Genomic DNA, 20,360 nt, shown 5'->3' on the forward strand with positions numbered 1-20,360 from the left:
CAATTACTTAGTATGCTGCTTCACATACTCCGATGGCAGACAACCGACATACTTCTTGAAACTGGTAGAGAAATAAGAAGAAGATCCGAACCCTACCATTCCGCTAATCTCCGAAATGGAGTAACGCCCTTCAAGCAACAATTTACACGCTTTATTAAAACGGATGCGCCGGATAAAGTTGGCAGGCGGTTCACCGGATATGGAATTCATCTTGAGATACAGTGATGAACGGCTCATACAAAGCTGGCTTGCCAACTCATCAGAGGTGAAGTCTTCATTACTGATATTTTCTTCTACTACCTGAATAGCTTTGCTCATGAATTCCTCATCCAGATTATTCGAAGTCATTTTAGCAGTATCTATATCAATCGTATTCGAATAATAGTGTTTCAGCCGTTGGCGTGCTTTCAGTTGATTAGCTATTTTTCCTTTCAATAAATGAATCGAGAACGGTTTGGCAATGTAATCATCCGCCCCAGCCTGAATGCCTTCCGTCTGTGCATCGACACTTCCTTTGGCAGACAACAGCAGGACGGGAATATGGCAGGTTTGCAGATTTCGTTTAATAAGCTGGCAAAGTTTGATACCGTCAATACCCGGCATCATCACGTCGGAAAGGACAATGTCCACACGATGCTCTTTCATAATAGCCAATGCTTCTTCGCCGTTTCCGGCGGTCAGCGTCACATAGTTCTGCCGGAAATTATCTTTCAGGTAATCCACCATCTCTTTATTGTCATCTACCAACAAGATAGTAGGACGCTCTTCCTCACTGCCGGCTTCTATCTGATCACCGTCCGATAGTTCTTCTGCAACTATAACCGACGCATCACCAGAGAAATATTCATCAGCCACCGGAAGCTCCCGGAGAGAAGCAGATGTTTCGACTTCATGTGTCGGCAATTCACGTTCTTTCTCCGTGAAGGCAGCCATATCAGCAGGTAGCGTGACTTTAAATTCGGTATATTGAGCAGGTTCGCTTGCTACCATAATAGTGCCGTGATGCTTTTCTACAAGCATCTTCACCAATGACAGCCCGATACCCGTCCCCTTTCGCTGACCGTCTACCTGATAGAAACGTTCGAAAATGCGGGTTAGCTGTTCCGGAGACATACCGATTCCGCTATCTCTTACCGTGAAACCATAGGTATCTCCCTCTGTCCATAAGGAAAGCGAAATACTTCCGCCGTCCGGTGTAAACTTAAAGGCGTTAGACAACAGGTTCATCAAGATAGTCTCTACATACGTCCGGTCCGCCGGAAACAATCGTCCTTCCAGATCGGATTTTATATGAAAGCTGATAGCACGCTTCTGCGCATTTTCTTTAAACAGAGCAAAAGCATCTTGCAACAGTCCTTCTACATTCACCTGCGCAACATGAATGGGCATTGCACCTGCTTCGGCTTTACGGAAATCCAGCAACTGGTTGACAATGTGCAACAACTTACGACCGTTCTTATAAACGTAATCCAGTTTCTGCTGTACCGGAGTACCTTTCAGATTGCTCTGCCCCAAGAGTTCCTCCAACGGAGCCAGTATCAGACTCAACGGAGTACGCAACTCATGAGACATATTCATGTAAAAACGTACTTTCTCCTGACTGATTTCTTCTATCTTGTTTCGTTCTATCTGTTCGATCCGGACTTGCATCTTCATTTTGGCACGGGCAATAAAGAAATAGATCACAAAGACGAGAAGCCCTACAGAAAAGAAGATGAAAAGTGTCTTTGCCCACCAGGTCTGATACCACATCGGAATGATATGCACAAAAAATTCAGTGGTCGCCTCGCTCCACTTTCCATTGTTGTTACATGCCTTCACCTTAAACACATACTCACCGGGCGGGAGATTGGAATAACTTGCCCGTGCAAAGGAAACATGACGGGAGTAGTTCCACTCGGTTTCAAAGCCTTCCAATTTGTAAACGAACTGGTTCCGTTTGCCAGCCAAATAGTTGATAACGGCAAACCGGATATTAAAAAGTTTCTGATCGGAAGGGAACGACATACCCAGCATCCGCCCTTGCTCGTCCTGATAATAACGTACCCGTTCACTTTTCATATCCGTAATCACCTGATTTAAGACAACGGCTCCTGTTACCACCGCATCCGGGGAATATGGATTATCACCCAATTCGTATGGTTTGAAATAGGCAACACCCCCAAGAGATCCCAGGAAGAATGTACCATCGTGCGCTTTGCAAGCTCCGAAATAGTTAAACTGATCGTGAGGCAATCCGTCCTGCTTCGTATAGTTGAGGAAAGTACCCTCCTCCGTATTGAAGCAAGCCAGTCCCTTGTTAGTTGTCAACCATAAACGCCCCCGTTCATCTTCCAGTATATTATAAATAAAGTCGTTCGGCAAACCGTCTTTCATCGTATAGTGTTTCCAGGCAGTCGGTGCTCCTTCCTTATAGCAATATAATCCAGTAGAAGAACCGATCCAGATTTCATGACGGCTATCCTCTTGTACACAGAAAGCCTGTATCAACCCATGCAGATAAGCCGAAGAGGAAAGATGCAGTTCTTCCAGTTTCCCGCCGGCATACAAAAACAGGCTCTCTTCCGTTCCAATCCAGATTCTTCCTTTTGAATCGCGAAACAAGGTATATATCAATACATTCTCCAACTTTTTATGCTTTTTAGCCAACGGATGCTGTGAAAGTTCGCCGGTCTGTTTGTCGAAAAGGTAAAGTCCGCTCATGCCGCCTACCCAAAGCGTTCCATCCGTTCCGTCTAATAAGGAGTAACAACTGTTAGTCAGGGAAGTAGAATGGGGAAAGGAATATGTTTCTATCCTGCCACTCCGGTGATGCAGACGACTCATTCCCCCTCCATGAGTGCCGATATAGACACTTCCATCCTTGTCCGTCCATATACATTTTATATTGTCCGACTTTAAAGCATTGGCGGAAGTACCCGTCCGGTAATATGAAAAGACTCCGGTTTTCCGGTTATAATAATTTAATCCGCCGTCGTTCGTGCCGATCCAGAGATTGCCATTATCCGGGTCTTCGGCAATACAGCTCACCGTGTTATCACTTAACGAATTCCGCCAGGCGGAATGTTGCAAGCGTCCGAATGCCGGAGCAAGGGGATGATAATAATTAAGCCCGCCATAAAATGTACCGATCCACATTCCCCCTTGATTATCTTTCAAGATAGAGCGGATGGAATTATGCCCCAAGGTAGTCGGATCTTCAGGAGAAAAACGGCAGATACGGAAAGTTCCCGTCTCCGGTTCAAGGATAAGCAAACCTTCCATGGTTCCTATCCAAACCCTTCCTTTATCATCTCCGGACAATGTCCTGACCGAGTTCGTAAGGAAATAAGCAGGAGTATTTTGCTTGTTATAATGATGTTTTATTTGAAAGTTGTTATCCACACAATACACCCCGTTTGTCAATGAAGCCAACCAACAGTTGCCGGTTTTGTCGTCATAGAGCATATCGGAGATGGTTTCTCCTTTCAACTGGAGAAGAAGCCGGGTCACGTTTTCGTTGCGTACATAATAGAAATAGACACCTTCCGAAGTTCCCAACAGGAAACCGTCATTCATCCGGCAAACAGAATAGATCGTTTTTCCGGCAAGTTCCGGCTGCACTTTCATCCGCCCGGTCTTTTTATCAAAAATCACCAGACCGATATTGGTAGCAAGCAAAAGCCGGTCGCCTTCCTCCGGTTCTCCGATAGCCAATACTTGCATCGGCTGATTGTCCGGTGAAGAATAATTGGTGAAATTATTCCCTACTATATTATAACGGGATAAACCGACCTGTGTGCCTACCCATACCGTACCTTTCGAATCAGTATGAAGTGAATAGACATGATTGTTTGCCAGACTGGTCGTATCATCCGGCGCTTTATAATATGAAACGAAACGGGAACCTTCATACCAGTTCAACCCGTCTATGGTTCCTACCCAAATCTTATTATTATGATCTTGTGTCAGAGCGAGCACAGTATTTTGCGACAACCCGTCATCCACGGATAATCGCTTAAAATGAATGAAGCTGTCGGCGGCCGATACAGCCAAAGGAAAAAATAAGATGCAGACGGTTAATCCGAATAGGTACTTAAATAGCAAATGCCGGTCTTTCATGAGCTAATATTGAAGAATTTATCGTAAAGATAAGTATTTTCAATTCAATCTGATAAATGAATCCCGTTTTTTAACTCATATAAAGGACCGGTATCGACTCAAAACAGGACAACCGCGCCAAAGTCCGACAGTTATGAATTCATATTTTAGACGCGGTTGCCCTGAACTTTAATTTTTTTTACGGTTTCTCTTCAAGTTAGTAAGACGGATTTTCTGATTTTTCTTTCAGATCTTTATAACGTTTCAAGGCTTCCAGATAATAATAATCGGCATAATTGAGCGGAGTATCAATTTCACTGTCGTGCGGGAAACTGCCAACCGAATGTAACAGGATGAAGCCATGATTTTCTCCTTCCTTGGCCAAATAATCATCAGAGGATAACTGTTTCAGGATATGCTCCGCATAACGGAAATATTCTTCCCCTTGTTTCTTGTCGCCATAACCACTCAACTCCAGCAATGCAGAAGCTGTTACGGCAGCTGCAGAAGCATCCCGCGGTTCATTCGGAATATTGGGAGCATCATAATCCCAATAAGGTACATAGTCATTTTCGGACGGACGGTGATCGATAATGAACCGCGCTATTTTATGAGCGGCATCCAGATAGTTCTGCTGCTTAGTGAAGCGATAACACATGGTATAACCATACACTCCCCAAGCCTGTCCACGCGCCCAAGCGGAAGAATCGGCATATCCCTGAAAGGTTCCTTTCGACTCTACCTCACCGCTATCTGCCAGATAGCTCACCACATGGTAGGAGGTCATGTCCTCCCGGAAGTGATTCTTCAACGTTTTGTCGGCATGAGAGATGGCTATTTCACGATATTTCGGATTATTGGTTTGCTCCGAAGCCCAGAACAGCATTTCAAGGTTCATCATATTATCAATAATCACCGGATAACTCCAATCGCCGAAATCCCACGAACGAATCAGTCCGACTTCCGGACGAAAACGGGAGCACAAGCTTTCTGAAGAATGAATCAGAATCAAACTGTCCGTTGGCTCCGGTTTCAAACGGATGCCCTGCCCATAACTGCAAAACATCATAAAACCCAAATCGTGATTACCTGTATAATATTGCATATCCTGCAGACGGTCCGTATATTTACGCGCCTCTTTTGCGAGAGCCTCATCACCGGTCAACTCGTATGCCAGCCACATGGAACCGGGATAGAAACCACTCGTCCAATCTGTGGGGTGCTCCAGTCTGTACTTTCCTTCTTTGATAGAACGGGGAAAACAGGCGGTATCCGGTTCATTCTTCAATTGTTCTGCCATATAGAGCAACTGATGTCCCGATGTTTTCACTGCATGATCGAACCATGCCATCTCATTTCCTTTTGAAGCATCGCAAGCAGTCAGGAGCGCCATACTCCCTACCGCTAGTAAAAGTTTGTTTTTCATTGTTCCACTTTATTTTGTTACTGTATTCTATTACTGGCAACAAAGTTAAAGCAAGTCGCGGACAGCCCCCTTTGCAAATCTATTTTTTCATTTTCGTTTCTATTTCTACGGACTTTGATTTTGTCCAAAAGTGCTTTGTTTTTATCTTTTATAGAAAAACAGGCACGGATTTTACCAAATAAGCTGTTGTCAGGCATAACCAAACAACTATGCAGCCTTTTGCAAAATCCGTGCCTCCACCAAAAAGTACGTGCTCTTTTATCTCACAATATCTTCCGGGAATTTAGCCGGCATCTCCACCCTCTTCCAGGTTTCATAATACCAGGTGTTCAACTCATTTCCATTCAAATCATTCTTGATAAAATATTTTAGATGGAGATAATCATTGTCTTTAATCTCAAATTCCAAAATATTGTCCTGATTGTCCAGCATCGGGAGATGAATGTTCTTCTCGATACTTTCCTTATAAGAATCGTCCGTGAGTTGTTTATAAGTACCGTATCCAGTAATAATCGCATCCGCACCGGGAATAATGGTAAAGTTAACAATTTGTCCGTCATCACCCAATACTTTAAATGTATTACTGGGTTTCAACGCTCCCGGAACATCGGGAGACTCGGATACATAATGGCAGAGCTGCCAAATACCTTTCAAATCGGCCGCTTTGAATTTGGTTTTCTTCTGGGCCGTCGCACCTGTTACCGCTAACAACATTATTGAAAGCATGGTAAAGAAATAGAGCTTTTTCATTGTTGTATTATTTTAGTTAACACTCTCGAATGCGTATTTCCAAATATAAAGATTTATTTTGAGAATACAGCAATTCAGAGCATAAAAAAACTCGCATAACCTGAAGATTATGCGAGTTTTACATAAATATACCGAAATATTAGAAATCAGCATTTCTTGGTGTACGCGGGAATGGTATCACGTCACGGATATTCGCCATACCTGTTACAAACAATAACAGACGTTCGAACCCTAATCCGAAACCGGAGTGAGGACAAGTACCGAACTTACGGGTATCCAGATACCACCACATATCCTTCATCGGGATATGCATTTCTTCAATACGGGTCATCAGCTTGTTATAGTCGGCTTCACGTTCGGAACCACCGATAATTTCACCAATTTTCGGGAAAAGAACGTCCATGGCACGTACAGTCTTACCGTCTTCGTTCTGCTTCATATAGAAGGCCTTGATTTCCTTCGGATAGTCAATCAGAATCACCGGACGTTTGAAGTGTTCTTCCACTAAGAAACGTTCGTGTTCGGAAGCCAGGTCCACGCCCCAGTAAACCGGGAATTCGAACTTATGTCCTTTTGCAACAGCTTCTTCAAGAATCTTGATACCGTCTGTATAAGGCAAACGTACGAAATCATCTTTCAATACACCTTGCAGACGTTCAATCAAGCCTTTGTCGAACATATCGTTCAGGAACTTCACATCATCCGCACAGTTATCCAACGCCCATTTCACACAATATTTGATGAACTCTTCTGCCAAATCCATGTTGTCTGTAATGTCGTTGAAAGCCACTTCCGGCTCAATCATCCAGAACTCTGCCAAGTGGCGGGGAGTGTTGGAGTTTTCGGCACGGAACGTAGGACCGAATGTGTAGATAGCTCCCAAAGCAGTAGCTGCCAATTCACCTTCCAGCTGACCGGAAACAGTCAGACTTGCCTGCTTACCGAAGAAATCATCTTCATAAGAGATAGAACCTCTCTCGTCTTTCTTCAAGTCATACAGGTTCATGGTAGTCACCTGGAACATCTGTCCGGCACCTTCACAATCGGAAGCCGTAATGATCGGCGTATGGAAATAGAAGAAGCCCTTTTCATGGAAGAACTTGTGAATAGCAATCGCCATGTTGTGACGGATGCGGAACACTGCACCGAATGTATTGGTACGCGGACGCAAGTGAGCAATCTCGCGCAAGAATTCCATAGAGTGGCCTTTCTTCTGTAATGGATATGTATTATCGCAAGTACCCAGCACTTCGATTTCACGAGCCTGTACTTCCACTTTCTGTCCGGAACCTACTGATTCTACCATTTCTCCGTTCACGCTGATACAAGCGCCGGTAGTAATCAGTTTCAGCATCTCTTCATCGAAATTAGCCAAATCTACTACGATCTGCAAATTATTTATTGTAGAACCATCATTCAGTGCGATAAAGTTTACTTGTTTGCTACCTCTACGGGTGCGAACCCATCCTTTCACATTGACCATAGCGCCAATATCTGTGCGCTTCAACAGATCAACAATTTTTGTTCTACCAATCTTTTCCATTTAACTTTTTCTTTTTAGATACAAGAAGACGAGGTTTCAAATGCAGGATGAATTCTTTCCTGCTTTCTTTCCCCGTCCTCTGTCAAGTTGTTATTTATTGACTTATTACTCAAACGAACCCATGCGGAGGTAGTTTACTTCTGCTTCCGACAGGTAACGCCAGTCTCCGCGACGCAGACCTTTTTTGGTCAGTCCGGCGAAGAATACACGGTCGAGTTTTACTACTTTATAACCCAGTGATTCGAAAATACGGCGAACGATACGGTTCTTACCGGAGTGAATTTCGATACCTACCTGGTCTTTCTTGAAATCATCTGTATAGCTGATTGCATCTGCATGGATTTCACCATCTTCCAACTGGATACCAGCTGCAATCTGCTCCATATCCGCTTTAGTCAGGTTCTTGTCCAGATGAACATGATAAATTTTCTTCTTCAGGAATTTCGGGTGTGTCAGCTTGGAAGCCAGATCACCGTCATTCGTCAGTAACAGTACACCAGTCGTGTTACGGTCCAGACGTCCTACCGGATAAATACGTTCGTTGCAAGCGCCTTTCACCAAATCCATTACTGTACGGCGTTCCTGCGGATCATCCGATGTAGTAACGGTATCTTTCGGTTTATTCAGCAATACGTATACCTTGCGTTCGATGCTTACCGGTTCGTCGTGGAACTTAACCACATCCGAACGTTTGATCTTCGTACCCAATTCCGTTACCACTTCACCGTTTACAGAAACCACACCTGCTGTGATAAATTCATCAGCCTCACGACGGGAGCAAACACCTGCGTTAGCCAGAAACTTATTCAGACGAATCGGTTCATTCGGATCAACGAACTGTTCCTTGTACTCGATCTGTTTCTTTACGCTATACTTAGCGTTCGGATCATAATCGCCGGTACGCGGACGAGGACGATATCCTCCTTGACGGTCGTTATTATATCTCGGACGATAACCTCCACCGCCGTTGTTGCTGCGATAGCCGCCACCTTCGCCGTTATTGAAACGGGGACGATACGGACGGTCACCACCTTCACGGTTGTAAGAAGGACGTTGAGGACGGTCGCCACCTTCGCCGTTATTAAAGCGGGGACGGTAAGGGCGGTCGCCACCTTCACGGTTGTAGGAAGGACGTTGAGGACGGTCGCCATAAGACGGACGCTCACCACCTTCGCCGCTATTGAAGCGGGGACGGTAAGGACGGTCACCACCTTCACGGTTGTAAGAAGGACGTTGAGGACGGTCATAAGAACCACCTTCGCGGTTGTAAGGACGTTGCGGGCGTTCACCTCCTTCATTATTGTTATTGAAGCGAGGACGATACGGACGATCTCCACCTTCACGATTGTAAGAAGGACGTTGGGGACGGTCGCCATAAGAGCGGTCACCGTACGAACGCTGCGGGCGTTCGCCTCCTTCATTGTTGGCATTAAATCGCGGGCGATACGGACGATCCCCGCCTTCACGGTTGTAAGAAGGGCGATACGGACGTTCTCCACCTTCTCTGTTGTAAGACCTGTTACCATCACGGCCGGCACCTGTATTCTCTTCATTGAAAGAATTTTCGCGCCATTCTTCGTTTTCTGTGCTCATTTTTTTATTCGAATAAAATTAGACTTTGGCCTCACGGCCTATTTAAAAAACACGTTTATTATATAAGTAAACAATTAAAGCCCCGTATATGTATGGGGAGTGATTGCTCTTAACTCTTTTTTAATATCTTCGCTTACATTCAATTCTTCGATAAACTCTTTAATAGAACTTTCTGTAATAGCTTGGTTGGTGCGGGTTAACGCTTTCAAAGCTTCATACGGATGCGGATAAGCCTCACGGCGCAGGATGGTCTGAATAGCTTCTGCCACTACACTCCAACAATTATCCAAATCACGATAAATAGCCGGTTCGTTCAATAACAGTTTGCGCAATCCTTTCAAAGAACTCTGGATGGCAATCACGATGTGCCCGAAAGGTACACCGACATTACGCAACACCGTTGAGTCTGTCAAGTCACGCTGCAAACGGGAAACAGGAAGCTTCACAGCCAAATGTTCCAGAATAGACGTTGCTATGCCCAAGTTACCTTCCGCATTTTCAAAGTCAATCGGATTCACTTTATGCGGCATAGCGCTCGAGCCCACTTCTCCGGCTTTGATCTTCTGCTTGAAGTACTCCATAGAGATGTACTGCCAGAAGTCACGATTCATATCCACCATGATGGTATTGATACGCTTCATAGCATCAAAAACAGCAGAGAGGTTATCATAGTTCGAAATCTGCGTTGTATATTCTTCGCGTTCCAGTCCCAGTTTTTCTGCAACAAACCGATTGCCGAATTGTTTCCAGTCATATTGAGGATAAGCCACGTGATGCGCATTGTAGTTTCCGGTAGCACCGCCAAACTTAGCGGTAAGCGGACATGCTTTCAACATAGCCAACTGACGTTCGAGACGGTAAACAAATACCATCACTTCTTTACCCAGACGGGTAGGAGAAGCCGGCTGACCGTGAGTTTTGGCAAGCATCGGAATGTTAGCCCATTCTGTCGCATAGGTTTTCAACTGTGCAATCAGCTCTTCAATCAACGGGTAATAAACCTGATCCAATGCCTCTTTGATAGAAAGAGGAACAGACGTATTGTTAATATCCTGAGAAGTCAGTCCGAAGTGGATAAACTCTTTATAGTCATCCATTCCACCCATCTTGTCAAACTCTTCTTTCAGGAAATATTCTACGGCTTTCACATCGTGGTTAGTTACACTTTCGATATCTTTAATGCGTTGTGCGTCTGCTTCGGAGAAGTTACGGTAGATATTCCGTAAAGTTTCAAACACGCTACTATCGATTCCTTTCAATTGCGGCAAAGGAAGTTCGCACAAGGTGATAAAATACTCCACCTCTACCTGTACACGGTATTTAATCAGTGCAAATTCAGAGAAATAAGCTGCCAAAGCTTTAGTTTTGCCTCTATATCGACCATCAATCGGAGATATGGCCGTTAATACATCAAGTTCCATACGTTTTCTTAGATAATTATCAGACTGCAAAATTAACTCTTTTTCCTGAGTTATAAGATAAAAGGAGAAAGAAAGTTTGTATAAAAGAGGTAAGAAATAAAAAAAGTCTCACGAATTTCTTCGTAAGACTTCCTTTTTGGTGTGGGCGTTGACGGATTCGAACCGCCGACCCTCTGCTTGTAAGGCAGATGCTCTGAACCAGCTGAGCTAAACGCCCTTGTTAATGAGCCGGAAGTGTTTCGTTTTTAGTGTGGGCGTTGACGGATTCGAACCGCCGACCCTCTGCTTGTAAGGCAGATGCTCTGAACCAGCTGAGCTAAACGCCCGTACACTTCCGTTTCAAAAGCGATGCAAAGGTACGGCATTTTTTGAATTCTGCAAACATTTCATGTATTATTTTTCAAGAAAGTTTTCATCAAATAAAGAAACACTCTGATTATCAGCAAATAATAATAAAAACTTTTTTCTTGCCACTTTCACTTCTTCCGGTTCATCTAATAAACAGAACAAAATAAAGATAGTCGCGCCTCTTTTTCTATCATTAATAATTAAAATAGAATCTGCAGGAAAACGAATTCCCAATAAAGATAGTAACGCAGGAACGCTTAAATCCGGGAAATAACTTTTCCGGTCAAACGTTAAACAACCTGTTTGCGAACAACACGTGCCGGATTCCCGACTGCCACACTGTCGTCGGGAATATCTTTCGTCACAACGCTCCCCACCCCTATCACACAGCGATTGCCAATCGTCACGCCGGGACAGATAATAGCACCGCCACCAATCCAGCAGTCTTCGCCAATCGTCACCGGATAAGCATATTCCTTAGAGCCTCTTCTTTCCAGATAATCCATCGGATGATGCGGCGTATAAATCTGCACACAAGGTCCAACCAGCGTATGGGCGCCTATCGTGATATATCCTCCATCCAGGAAAGTGCAATTGGCATTCACAAATACATGTTCACCCAATTTGATTCCGTCTCCATGATCGCAATGGAAAGGCGGGCAGATTATTGAAGTTTCAGGAATCTCCGGTACCAGTTCTTCCAATAATTCCCGATACCCCTCATCATAAGTACTCATTCCCCGCATACGCGCCAGCAGCTTCTTGGCATGTTCAAAACGCACCTGCAATTCCGGCGCAGCCATATCAGCCAACTGGCTACTACGCATCTTTTCTACTTCCGTCATACTTTATATTTCTTTACCGTTAGTAAATACAAACTTCTTTTCATCCGAAAGAGATTCGTTAAATTCGAATCCTTCCCAGGAGAAGCTTTTCAAATCCTCCGGATTTTCGATTCTGTTCTTCAGAATGAACCGCGTCATTTCACCACGGGACATCTTGATATAGATCACTATCGAAGCTAATTTCCCGTTCTTCCACACCTGAAATTCGGGAGTAACGACACGCACTTCTCTCTCCACACGTTTCCAATCGAACAAACTTTTCATCTCGTCGCTAGCCAGATTGCAGAGTATGCCTCCCACTTTCTTTATATCTTCGATGAAGACATCCGTCAGACGGGATTTCCAATAAGAGAACATGGTCTGATTACCCGGTTCCGGCAACACTACATCTCCTTCCAAGCGGTAGGAACGAATGACATCTAAAGGCCTCAACAACCCATAACAGAAAGAAGTCAACCGCAGATGTTCCTGCGCATATTCGAATTCTTCTTTCGAGAAATCCTTTGCATTCAGTCGCTTGAATACAATTCCGGTATAAGCCAGCAAAGCGGGCAGTTCCGATGTGCCTTCTGCATGAAAAGCCTGATAACGCTTATAATTCTCCACCGCCATCCTAGCATTTATACGCAACAGGCGTTCCAGTTCATCCACCGAAAACTGTGACATCTGCAAAGCAATCCCGGAAGCTTCTTTTTGAAATCGTGGAACTGTCTTCAAAGGTACTTTCACCTTTGAAGTCTCACTCATAGTCTTGGCACAAGATAGAAGTACTAACATTGTTTTATCTGATTTTATCTTTTCAAGAAACAAAAATAAAAAATAAATCGCTTCTCTTGCTGATGGATAGACAGATTCTACTTAGTTTCAACCAATAATTAACTTTAATCATTTATTAATAACAAAAACACTCCCTATATAGAACACACTCTGATGTGCTATATTTACTAATAAAAAGAAACTCCCTCTTTGGACAAGCCAAAGAGAGAGTTCTCCTTATCTAATAGACAGCTAAAGCTGTTTTTATTTATATTCCTGCCAGCTCTTAATCTGAATATCATTCAGTTTCAATTCGCAGAATGCTTCAATAAAGGCGCTTGCCAAACGAGCATTGGTAATCAACGGAATGTTATGATCGATTGCACCGCGACGGATACGATAACCGTTCGTCAACTCACGCTTGCTGTGATTCTTCGGAATATTAACGATCAAATCAAACTTATGGTCAGCAATCATCTTCATGACGTTGTTCTCTGCACCCGGCTTTTCATCCGGCCAGTAAACCGGAGTAGTTTCTACACCGTGAGCGTTCAAGAAAGCTGCTGTTCCGGCAGTTGCGTAAATCTGATAGCCCTTAGCGAACAGCATACGGCTGGCATCCAGCAAATCTACTTTCGACTTCATTGCACCGGAAGAGAACATCACTGCTTTTTCAGGAATTTTGAATCCGGTAGCAATCATTGAATTCAGCAATGCTTCAGAGAAATCGTCACCGATACATCCCACTTCACCTGTAGAAGACATGTCTACGCCCAATACCGGGTCAGCCTTGTGCAGACGAGAGAAAGAGAATTGAGAAGCTTTTACACCAATCCAGTCGATATCGAATGCCGACTTATCCGGGCGTGAGTATGGAGCATCCAGCATGATGCGGGTAGCAGTTTCGATAAAGTTACGTTTCAGAACTTTAGAAACAAACGGGAAGCTACGAGAAGCACGCAAGTTACATTCGATTACTTTCACTTCGTTGTTACGAGCCAGGAACTGGATATTGAACGGACCGGAGATATTGAGTTCTTTAGCAATCTGACGGCTGATCTTCTTGATGCGACGAGCTGTTGCAAAGTAAATCTTCTGTGCCGGGAATACCAACGTAGCATCACCGGAGTGAACGCCCGCAAACTCTACGTGTTCGGAGATTGCGTATTCTACCACTTCACCATTCTGTGCAACGGCATCAAATTCAATCTCTTTCGTATTTTCAAGGAACTGGGAAACAACAACCGGATATTCTTTAGAAACTTCGGCAGCCATCTTCAGGAAGTTCTCCAATTCTTCATCGTCATAGCAAACATTCATTGCTGCTCCTGAAAGGACGTAAGAAGGACGAACCAATACCGGGTAGCCTACTTTTTCTACAAATCCCTTCACTTCTTCAAGACTGGTCAGTTCCATCCAAGCCGGTTGGTCGATACCCAGTTGGTCGAGCATAGCAGAGAACTTGTTACGGTTTTCAGCACGGTCGATAGAAATCGGAGAAGTACCCAATACAGGAACCGACTGACGGTAAAGTTTCATAGCCAGGTTGTTCGGGATTTGTCCGCCTACCGAGACGATCACACCACGAGGTTGTTCGAGGTCGATTACATCAAGTACACGTTCGAACGAAAGTTCGTCGAAGTAGAGACGGTCGCACATATCATAGTCAGTAGAAACCGTTTCAGGGTTGTAGTTAATCATGATAGACTTGTAACCCAGTTTGCGGGCAGTCTGAACTGCATTCACCGAGCACCAGTCAAATTCTACAGAGCTACCGATACGGTAAGCACCCGACCCCAGTACAACTACTGATTTTTCATTCTTATAATAGTTTACATCGTAGCCTTCCACTGCATAAGTCATATACAGATAGTTAGTCAGTTCCGGATGTTCGGAAGCAACTGTATTAATACGTTTTACAGCCGGGAGGATACCCATAGATTTACGATGAGCACGCACTGCCAGATTTTCTTTCTCCATGTTTCCGGTTGGATTCAGTACGAAACGGGCAATCTGGAAGTCAGAGAAACCTAACACTTTAGCTTCACGCATTACATCGGCAGGTATATCTTCCACCTTATTATAGGTAGACAGTTTCGCTTTGTAGTCTACGATATTTTTCAGTTTGCCAAGGAACCATGGGTCGATCTTTGTCAGGTCGTGGATACGTTCGATGGTATACCCTTCTTCCATTGCTTGCGCGATAGCGAAAACACGCAAGTCAGTCGGGCGAGAAAGTTCTTTATCAAGATCATCAAAGTGCAGTTCGTCATTACCTACGAAACCGTGCATTCCCTGACCGATCATACGAAGGCCTTTCTGGATGATTTCTTCGAAAGAGCGACCGATAGACATGATTTCACCTACTGATTTCATGCTTGAACCGATTTCACGGGATACACCGGCAAACTTCGTCAAGTCCCAACGAGGGATTTTACAGATATAGTAGTCAAGTTGCGGAGCTACGTATGCAGAGTTCGGAGTTCCCATCTCACCAATCTGGTCAAGTGTGTAACCAAGTGCCACTTTAGCAGCTACGAATGCCAACGGATAACCGGTAGCCTTAGAAGCCAATGCAGAAGAACGGCTCAAACGGGCATTTACTTCAATCACACGGTAGTCATCCGTTTCAGAGTTGAAAGCATACTGAATGTTACATTCACCCACAATACCGAGGTGACGGATACATTTGGTAGAAAGTTCTTTCAACAAAGCCAGTTCTTTATCATCCAGCGAGCAGGTGGGAGCTACTACAATTGATTCGCCGGTATGAATACCCAGCGGATCGAAGTTTTCCATGCTGGCTACTGTGAAGCAATGGTCGTTAGCGTCACGGATCACTTCAAATTCGATTTCTTTCCAGCCTTTCAAAGACTCTTCTACCAGAATTTGTTTGGAGAAAGCAAATGAGCTCTCTGCCAATTTCAGGAATTCTTCTTCATTGGCACAGATACCGCTACCAAGACCACCCAGTGCATAAGCAGAACGCACCATGACAGGATAACCAATTCTGCGTGCAGCAGCAATGGCATCTTCCATGTTTTCTACTGCCTGGCTGACCGGAGTTTTCATTTCTATCTCGTCCAGCTTCTTCACAAACAGGTCACGGTCTTCTGTATACATGATAGCTTCTACCGAAGTTCCAAGTACCTTTACTCCATACTTATCAAGAACACCTTGTGTGTAAAGTTCAGCACCACAGTTCAATGCAGTCTGTCCGCCGAATGCCAAAAGGATACCATCGGGACGTTCTTTTTTGATAATTTCTTCTACGAAATAAGTATTCACGGGAAGGAAATACACTTTATCGGCAATACCTTCAGAAGTCTGAATGGTTGCGATGTTCGGGTTTACCAATACTGAGCTGATACCTTCTTCTTTCAACGCTTTCAGTGCTTGTGAGCCTGAGTAGTCGAACTCTCCGGCTTGTCCGATTTTGAGTGCTCCAGAACCCAAAACGAGAACTTTCTTGATTTCCTTTTCCATTTCTTTTGTTGTTATAATAAGTTGTTATTTCTAAGTTCGTTCATAAAAAAAATGCGTTACCCTCAAAAAAGGATTAACGCATTACCAAAGAACTAAAATATCGTTTTTGGAAATAAAAGAAGAAGCCTGCCGTTTCCGGGTGCAAAACATCCGAATGTAAATAATACTTGCTTCTAATTTCCTGTTGATTCATTGTTGACTTCAAAATTTGTGCAAAGTAACGACATATTTTGCACATGACAAAAAGATATGTTCACTTTTTTACTGAAATAATTTACCGCGTTAATGAAACAGTCGTTTTTCCATTGGCTTTTAATGATTACATTCTTATCTTAAGCAGGCACAAATCATGAAGTAACTGCATTTTGATGTTTCTTTCAGTTTTTATCCTTATCTTTGTCGCCATTATATAATAAGGTAATAAATATGGGAAAAGAAAAAATCATATTGACGGGCGACCGTCCTACCGGAAGACTTCATATCGGTCACTATGTAGGTTCGTTGAAACGCAGAGTTGACCTGCAAAACGCAGGTGATTATAGTAAGATGTTTATCTTCATTGCCGATTCACAGGCATTGACAGACAATATAGACAATCCGGAAAAGGTGCGTCAGAATGTAATCGAAGTTGCTCTTGATTATCTGGCTTGTGGTATTGATCCGACTAAAGCTACGATTTTCATCCAGTCGCAAATACCGGAACTATGCGAACTTAGTTTCTATTATATGGATCTTGTCAGCGTATCCCGCCTGCAACGTAACCCGACCGTGAAATCGGAAATCCAGATGCGTAACTTTGAAGCAAGTATTCCCGTAGGTTTCTTCACTTATCCCATCAGCCAGGCAGCAGACATTACAGCATTCCGCGCAACGACTGTCCCTGTGGGTGAAGACCAGGAACCGATGCTCGAACAGGCTCGCGAAATCGTTCGCCGTTTCAACTATATATATGGTGAGACATTGGTAGAACCGGAAATCCTGTTGCCGGACAATGCAGCTTGTCTGCGTCTTCCGGGAACTGACGGTAAAGCTAAAATGAGTAAATCGCTCGGAAACTGCATCTACCTTTCGGAAGAACCGGAAGAAATCCAAAAGAAAATCATGAGTATGTATACCGACCCGGGGCATCTCCGCGTACAAGATCCGGGAAAAATTGAAGGTAATACGGTATTTACTTACCTAGATGCTTTCTGCCTCCCCGAACATTTCGAACGTTATTTACCGGATTATCCGAATCTGGCAGAACTGAAAGCGCATTATCAACGCGGCGGATTGGGTGACGTGAAAGTAAAACGTTTCCTAAATTCCATCATGCAGGAGACTTTGGAACCGATTCGCAATCGTCGCAAGGAGTTCAGCAAGGATATCCCTGCTATCTACGAGATGCTTCAGCAAGGCTGCGAAGTGGCAAGGGCTGCGGCTGCCGAGACTTTGGCTGACGTGAAGAAGGCGATGAAGATTAATTATTTTGATGATAAGGAATTAATCGAAGAGCAGGTGAAACGTTTCTCGCAAGAGTAAAAGATTTCGTCTGGGAATAAACATAATTATAAGGTAAAGGCTGCCCTTCTTTTGTAGAACAGGCAGCCTTTCTTATCGGATATTTTTCAAAGATTCAGTTTGTTTCTTCCTCGTCATTCTTGAACAACACATCCTTTAATTTCTGATAAAGGAATGAAAGTATCAGCAATATCAATCCCAGAATGATAAATACAATAATCTTGCCAATGGTCGGCATAGCCCATAAATCATCAAAGACGAGTTTGAGCAGGACTAATCCGAAAGTCGCAAGGCTCACCATACGGAGTAGTTTCTGATGCAGGCGCATGCCCAACCCCATTTGGACGAACCCGGCAATGCTTAATGAGAGTGACAGCCCGGCACTGAAATCGTCCACTCCTACTTGCCAAAGGAAAGAGCGTACCATTGTCAGCCAAAGGAGCGTGGCAAGAATATTCAGATATACGGTGAAACGGGATTTTATGCCGATTGATGTATAGTACATACGTGCTACATAATACAAATTCGCTATTACGAACACAGCTGTCAGCCATGGTAGTACAACAGGAGGGGAAGTCCATATTCTCTGGTCGCCCCATATATTTATAATATATACAAGTACGTTTGCCCCGATAGTCAAGATATAAGAAGTGAGATGTTTCGTTATCGGGAATCGTTTTCTGAAAGCATAGCAAACACTCGAAATGGATATGGCTGTAAACAAGAACATAGCTCCGCTTCTCGTCGCCCCTTCAAAATACAAATTGAATTCCATCATAAATGTATAATAAAGTATGATTACGGAGACGATAAGCATAAAAGGATTCCAGAAGCTGTATTTCAACCGGCGTGCCGTAGAGAAGAAGGAATGATAATATTCCATTAATAAAGCAAATGCTCCTGTCGCTAATCCCACAAACAAAGAGGTGGCAAATGAACTATTCAGAAAAATTGTATCTAAGGAATGATGTTCAAACATCACACTATACACATCCATCAAGTAAGAAACGAAAGTGAGTCCTACCAGAACTTTAGCCGCATACTCATATACTCTAATTTTCGACTTAACATAGAGCCACAACAGCAATACCATTTCCGATGCCCAAAGCAAGGTTATATAGTTTCCGTCCAGTTGAATCGGAACTGTAATGGAGACAAATGTCAGCACAAGCCCCAACGTGGTATGCACGAGGAATTTATATTCCTTCCTATTCTTCCACAACCAAAGAACCAGTCCTAAATTAACAAGAGCGATAAACAGGCTCAACAAGCCGCTTGCTTTGAAAGACAATCCCATATTCTGCAAGAATAAGGCTCCTGAAAGCAAATAGATAAAATTATTCGTTATAATGACGAATACTAATCCCCGGCTCATCGTCCGCATATTCTCTCCACGAAGGATAGAGAACACCGGAAGTAGAAAGATAAAATAGAACAGAGTAGCAAACCAAAACAGATGGTTCGAAATAACCATAGAACTAGAGGTATAGTTAAACAAAAGAAAGATTCCCATTATCAGGCAAGTAAAAACAAATGAAATCATTGGAAGTTCACTCCACTTTTTATAAATGGAAAGTCCGAACATACCCAGGTTTAATATGCTCACGTAAGTGAACAGTACCAAATAACTTCCTTCCCCGCTACTCACTATGAATGGCGCAAGGAATCCTCCTACAAGAGAAATGATAGCCAACTCACGCCGATTATATACCACAGACAGAATAGACATAAACACTGTGACACCAATCAGAATGATAAAGGCCATAGTCTGCGAGAAAATATGATAATAATGGAAAGCAATGGCAACTGTAAGATAGAACACAGCGAAAGCACCACCCGCAAGCAGCGAACTGAAGGTTCGGTATTTCTTTTGCAACCGTTCGGCAACAGCCAGCAATACAGTTCCCGTCAAGAAACCAAGCACGGTACGGAAGGTTTCATTAATCCAGTTTTTATCAATGGCATACTTTACAAAGAAGCCTACACCGATTACAAATATAAGGATACCAATCTTCCCGAAAAGGTTCTCACCGATGAATTTTTCATAGTTCACCTGCTTCTTTTGTTTCGGAACAGTCGGGGCAACCGGAACAACCGGAGTAACCGGTACAACTGGCACAGTCGAAGATTCAGCGGATTCCTTCCGAACAGCCTCTACGCAAACTTCCTCCATTCTTGTTTCAAGCGTCTTTTCAGGCGTCTTTTCCAATGTCTCACGGACAACTGCTTCAACAACCGGTTCGTGTTTTTCCTGAACAGCCTCTTCTCGTTGTCCGGTCTTTACTGCCTTAACATGCTCTGCCGCTTGAGGCATCACAGGAATATCTTTTGTTTCTTTTTCTGATATTTCCTCTTTCGGCTTGGAGGCTTCAGCAACAGAATTTTGCTGAACCTTGAGATAATCTTCCATCCGTTTCTTGATCTCATTCAACTCTTTCTCTATCTTTCCGAAGCGATTGTCCAACCTACTCAATAAAATAAATAACATAACCAAAACGAGTAGTGCATATACAGTATTAAAGTCGTCCATAATATTCCAGATTTGAGTTCTATATCACAAAGGTATATAAAAAAACAGATTTTTTACGCCCGGTAAATAAGAAAGTCAAGAC

General features: G+C 43.6%; 11 protein-coding genes and 2 tRNA genes. 1 reads left to right on the top strand and 12 read right to left on the bottom strand.

From position 1 onward, the window contains the following. Positions 1 to 3: 3 nt before the first annotated feature. The 11 genes from KTR06_RS10695 to carB all read right to left on the bottom strand — a co-directional run bounded on the left by KTR06_RS10695 (position 4) and on the right by carB (position 16,248). Positions 4 to 4,101, bottom strand: coding sequence for a hybrid sensor histidine kinase/response regulator transcription factor (locus tag KTR06_RS10695; protein ID WP_217290339.1), 4,098 nt, complete (start codon positions 4,099 to 4,101; stop codon positions 4 to 6). A 196-nt stretch (positions 4,102 to 4,297) separates the two neighbouring features. Then, positions 4,298 to 5,506, bottom strand: coding sequence for a glycoside hydrolase family 88 protein (locus tag KTR06_RS10700; RefSeq protein ID WP_120069194.1), 1,209 nt, complete (start codon positions 5,504 to 5,506; stop codon positions 4,298 to 4,300). 258 nt (positions 5,507 to 5,764) lie between these two features. Then, positions 5,765 to 6,256 (bottom strand): DUF4488 domain-containing protein, encoded by a 492-nt coding sequence (locus KTR06_RS10705; protein WP_049701811.1) that lies wholly within the window; start codon positions 6,254 to 6,256, stop codon positions 5,765 to 5,767. A gap of 139 nt (positions 6,257 to 6,395) precedes the next feature. Continuing rightward, positions 6,396 to 7,799 (bottom strand): asparagine--tRNA ligase, encoded by a 1,404-nt coding sequence (gene asnS / locus KTR06_RS10710; RefSeq protein ID WP_009038972.1) that lies wholly within the window; start codon positions 7,797 to 7,799, stop codon positions 6,396 to 6,398. 105 nt (positions 7,800 to 7,904) lie between these two features. After that, positions 7,905 to 9,392 carry a pseudouridine synthase gene (locus KTR06_RS10715; protein ID WP_008641865.1) on the bottom strand — a complete coding sequence of 496 codons (1,488 nt, stop codon included), beginning with the start codon at positions 9,390 to 9,392 and terminating at the stop codon, positions 7,905 to 7,907. Positions 9,393 to 9,466: 74 nt separating this feature from the next. Beyond that, complete coding sequence (purB, locus tag KTR06_RS10720) at positions 9,467 to 10,813, bottom strand: adenylosuccinate lyase (RefSeq protein ID WP_008020410.1); 1,347 nt, start codon at positions 10,811 to 10,813, stop codon at positions 9,467 to 9,469. A gap of 142 nt (positions 10,814 to 10,955) precedes the next feature. Beyond that, positions 10,956 to 11,030 (bottom strand) — tRNA-Val (locus KTR06_RS10725). 34 nt (positions 11,031 to 11,064) lie between these two features. After that, a tRNA-Val gene (locus KTR06_RS10730) sits at positions 11,065 to 11,139 on the bottom strand. Positions 11,140 to 11,451: 312 nt separating this feature from the next. Then, the gene (locus KTR06_RS10735) at positions 11,452 to 12,006 is read right to left on the bottom strand and encodes a sugar O-acetyltransferase (protein WP_217290340.1); all 555 of its coding nucleotides are present in this window, start codon (positions 12,004 to 12,006) and stop codon (positions 11,452 to 11,454) included. 3 nt (positions 12,007 to 12,009) lie between these two features. Beyond that, entirely contained in the window at positions 12,010 to 12,783 is a 774-nt protein-coding gene (yaaA, locus tag KTR06_RS10740; protein ID WP_217290341.1) for a peroxide stress protein YaaA, read from the bottom strand. Positions 12,784 to 13,026: 243 nt separating this feature from the next. After that, positions 13,027 to 16,248 carry a carbamoyl-phosphate synthase (glutamine-hydrolyzing) large subunit gene (gene carB / locus KTR06_RS10745; RefSeq protein WP_004314378.1) on the bottom strand — a complete coding sequence of 1,074 codons (3,222 nt, stop codon included), beginning with the start codon at positions 16,246 to 16,248 and terminating at the stop codon, positions 13,027 to 13,029. Positions 16,249 to 16,674: 426 nt separating this feature from the next. On the opposite strand from carB, the gene trpS reads away from it, so the two are divergent. After that, a complete protein-coding gene (gene trpS, locus KTR06_RS10750) occupies positions 16,675 to 17,769 on the top strand; it encodes a tryptophan--tRNA ligase (RefSeq protein ID WP_004314379.1) in 1,095 nt (364 codons plus the stop codon). A gap of 94 nt (positions 17,770 to 17,863) precedes the next feature. On the opposite strand, the gene KTR06_RS10755 is transcribed toward trpS, so the two are convergent. Then, entirely contained in the window at positions 17,864 to 20,278 is a 2,415-nt protein-coding gene (locus KTR06_RS10755) for a DUF2339 domain-containing protein (RefSeq protein ID WP_120069178.1), read from the bottom strand. Positions 20,279 to 20,360: the final 82 nt, after the last annotated feature.

The sequence above is a fragment of the Bacteroides sp. MSK.20.12 genome (genome assembly GCF_019052435.1).
Classification (GTDB): Bacteria; Bacteroidota; Bacteroidia; order Bacteroidales; family Bacteroidaceae; genus Bacteroides; species Bacteroides xylanisolvens.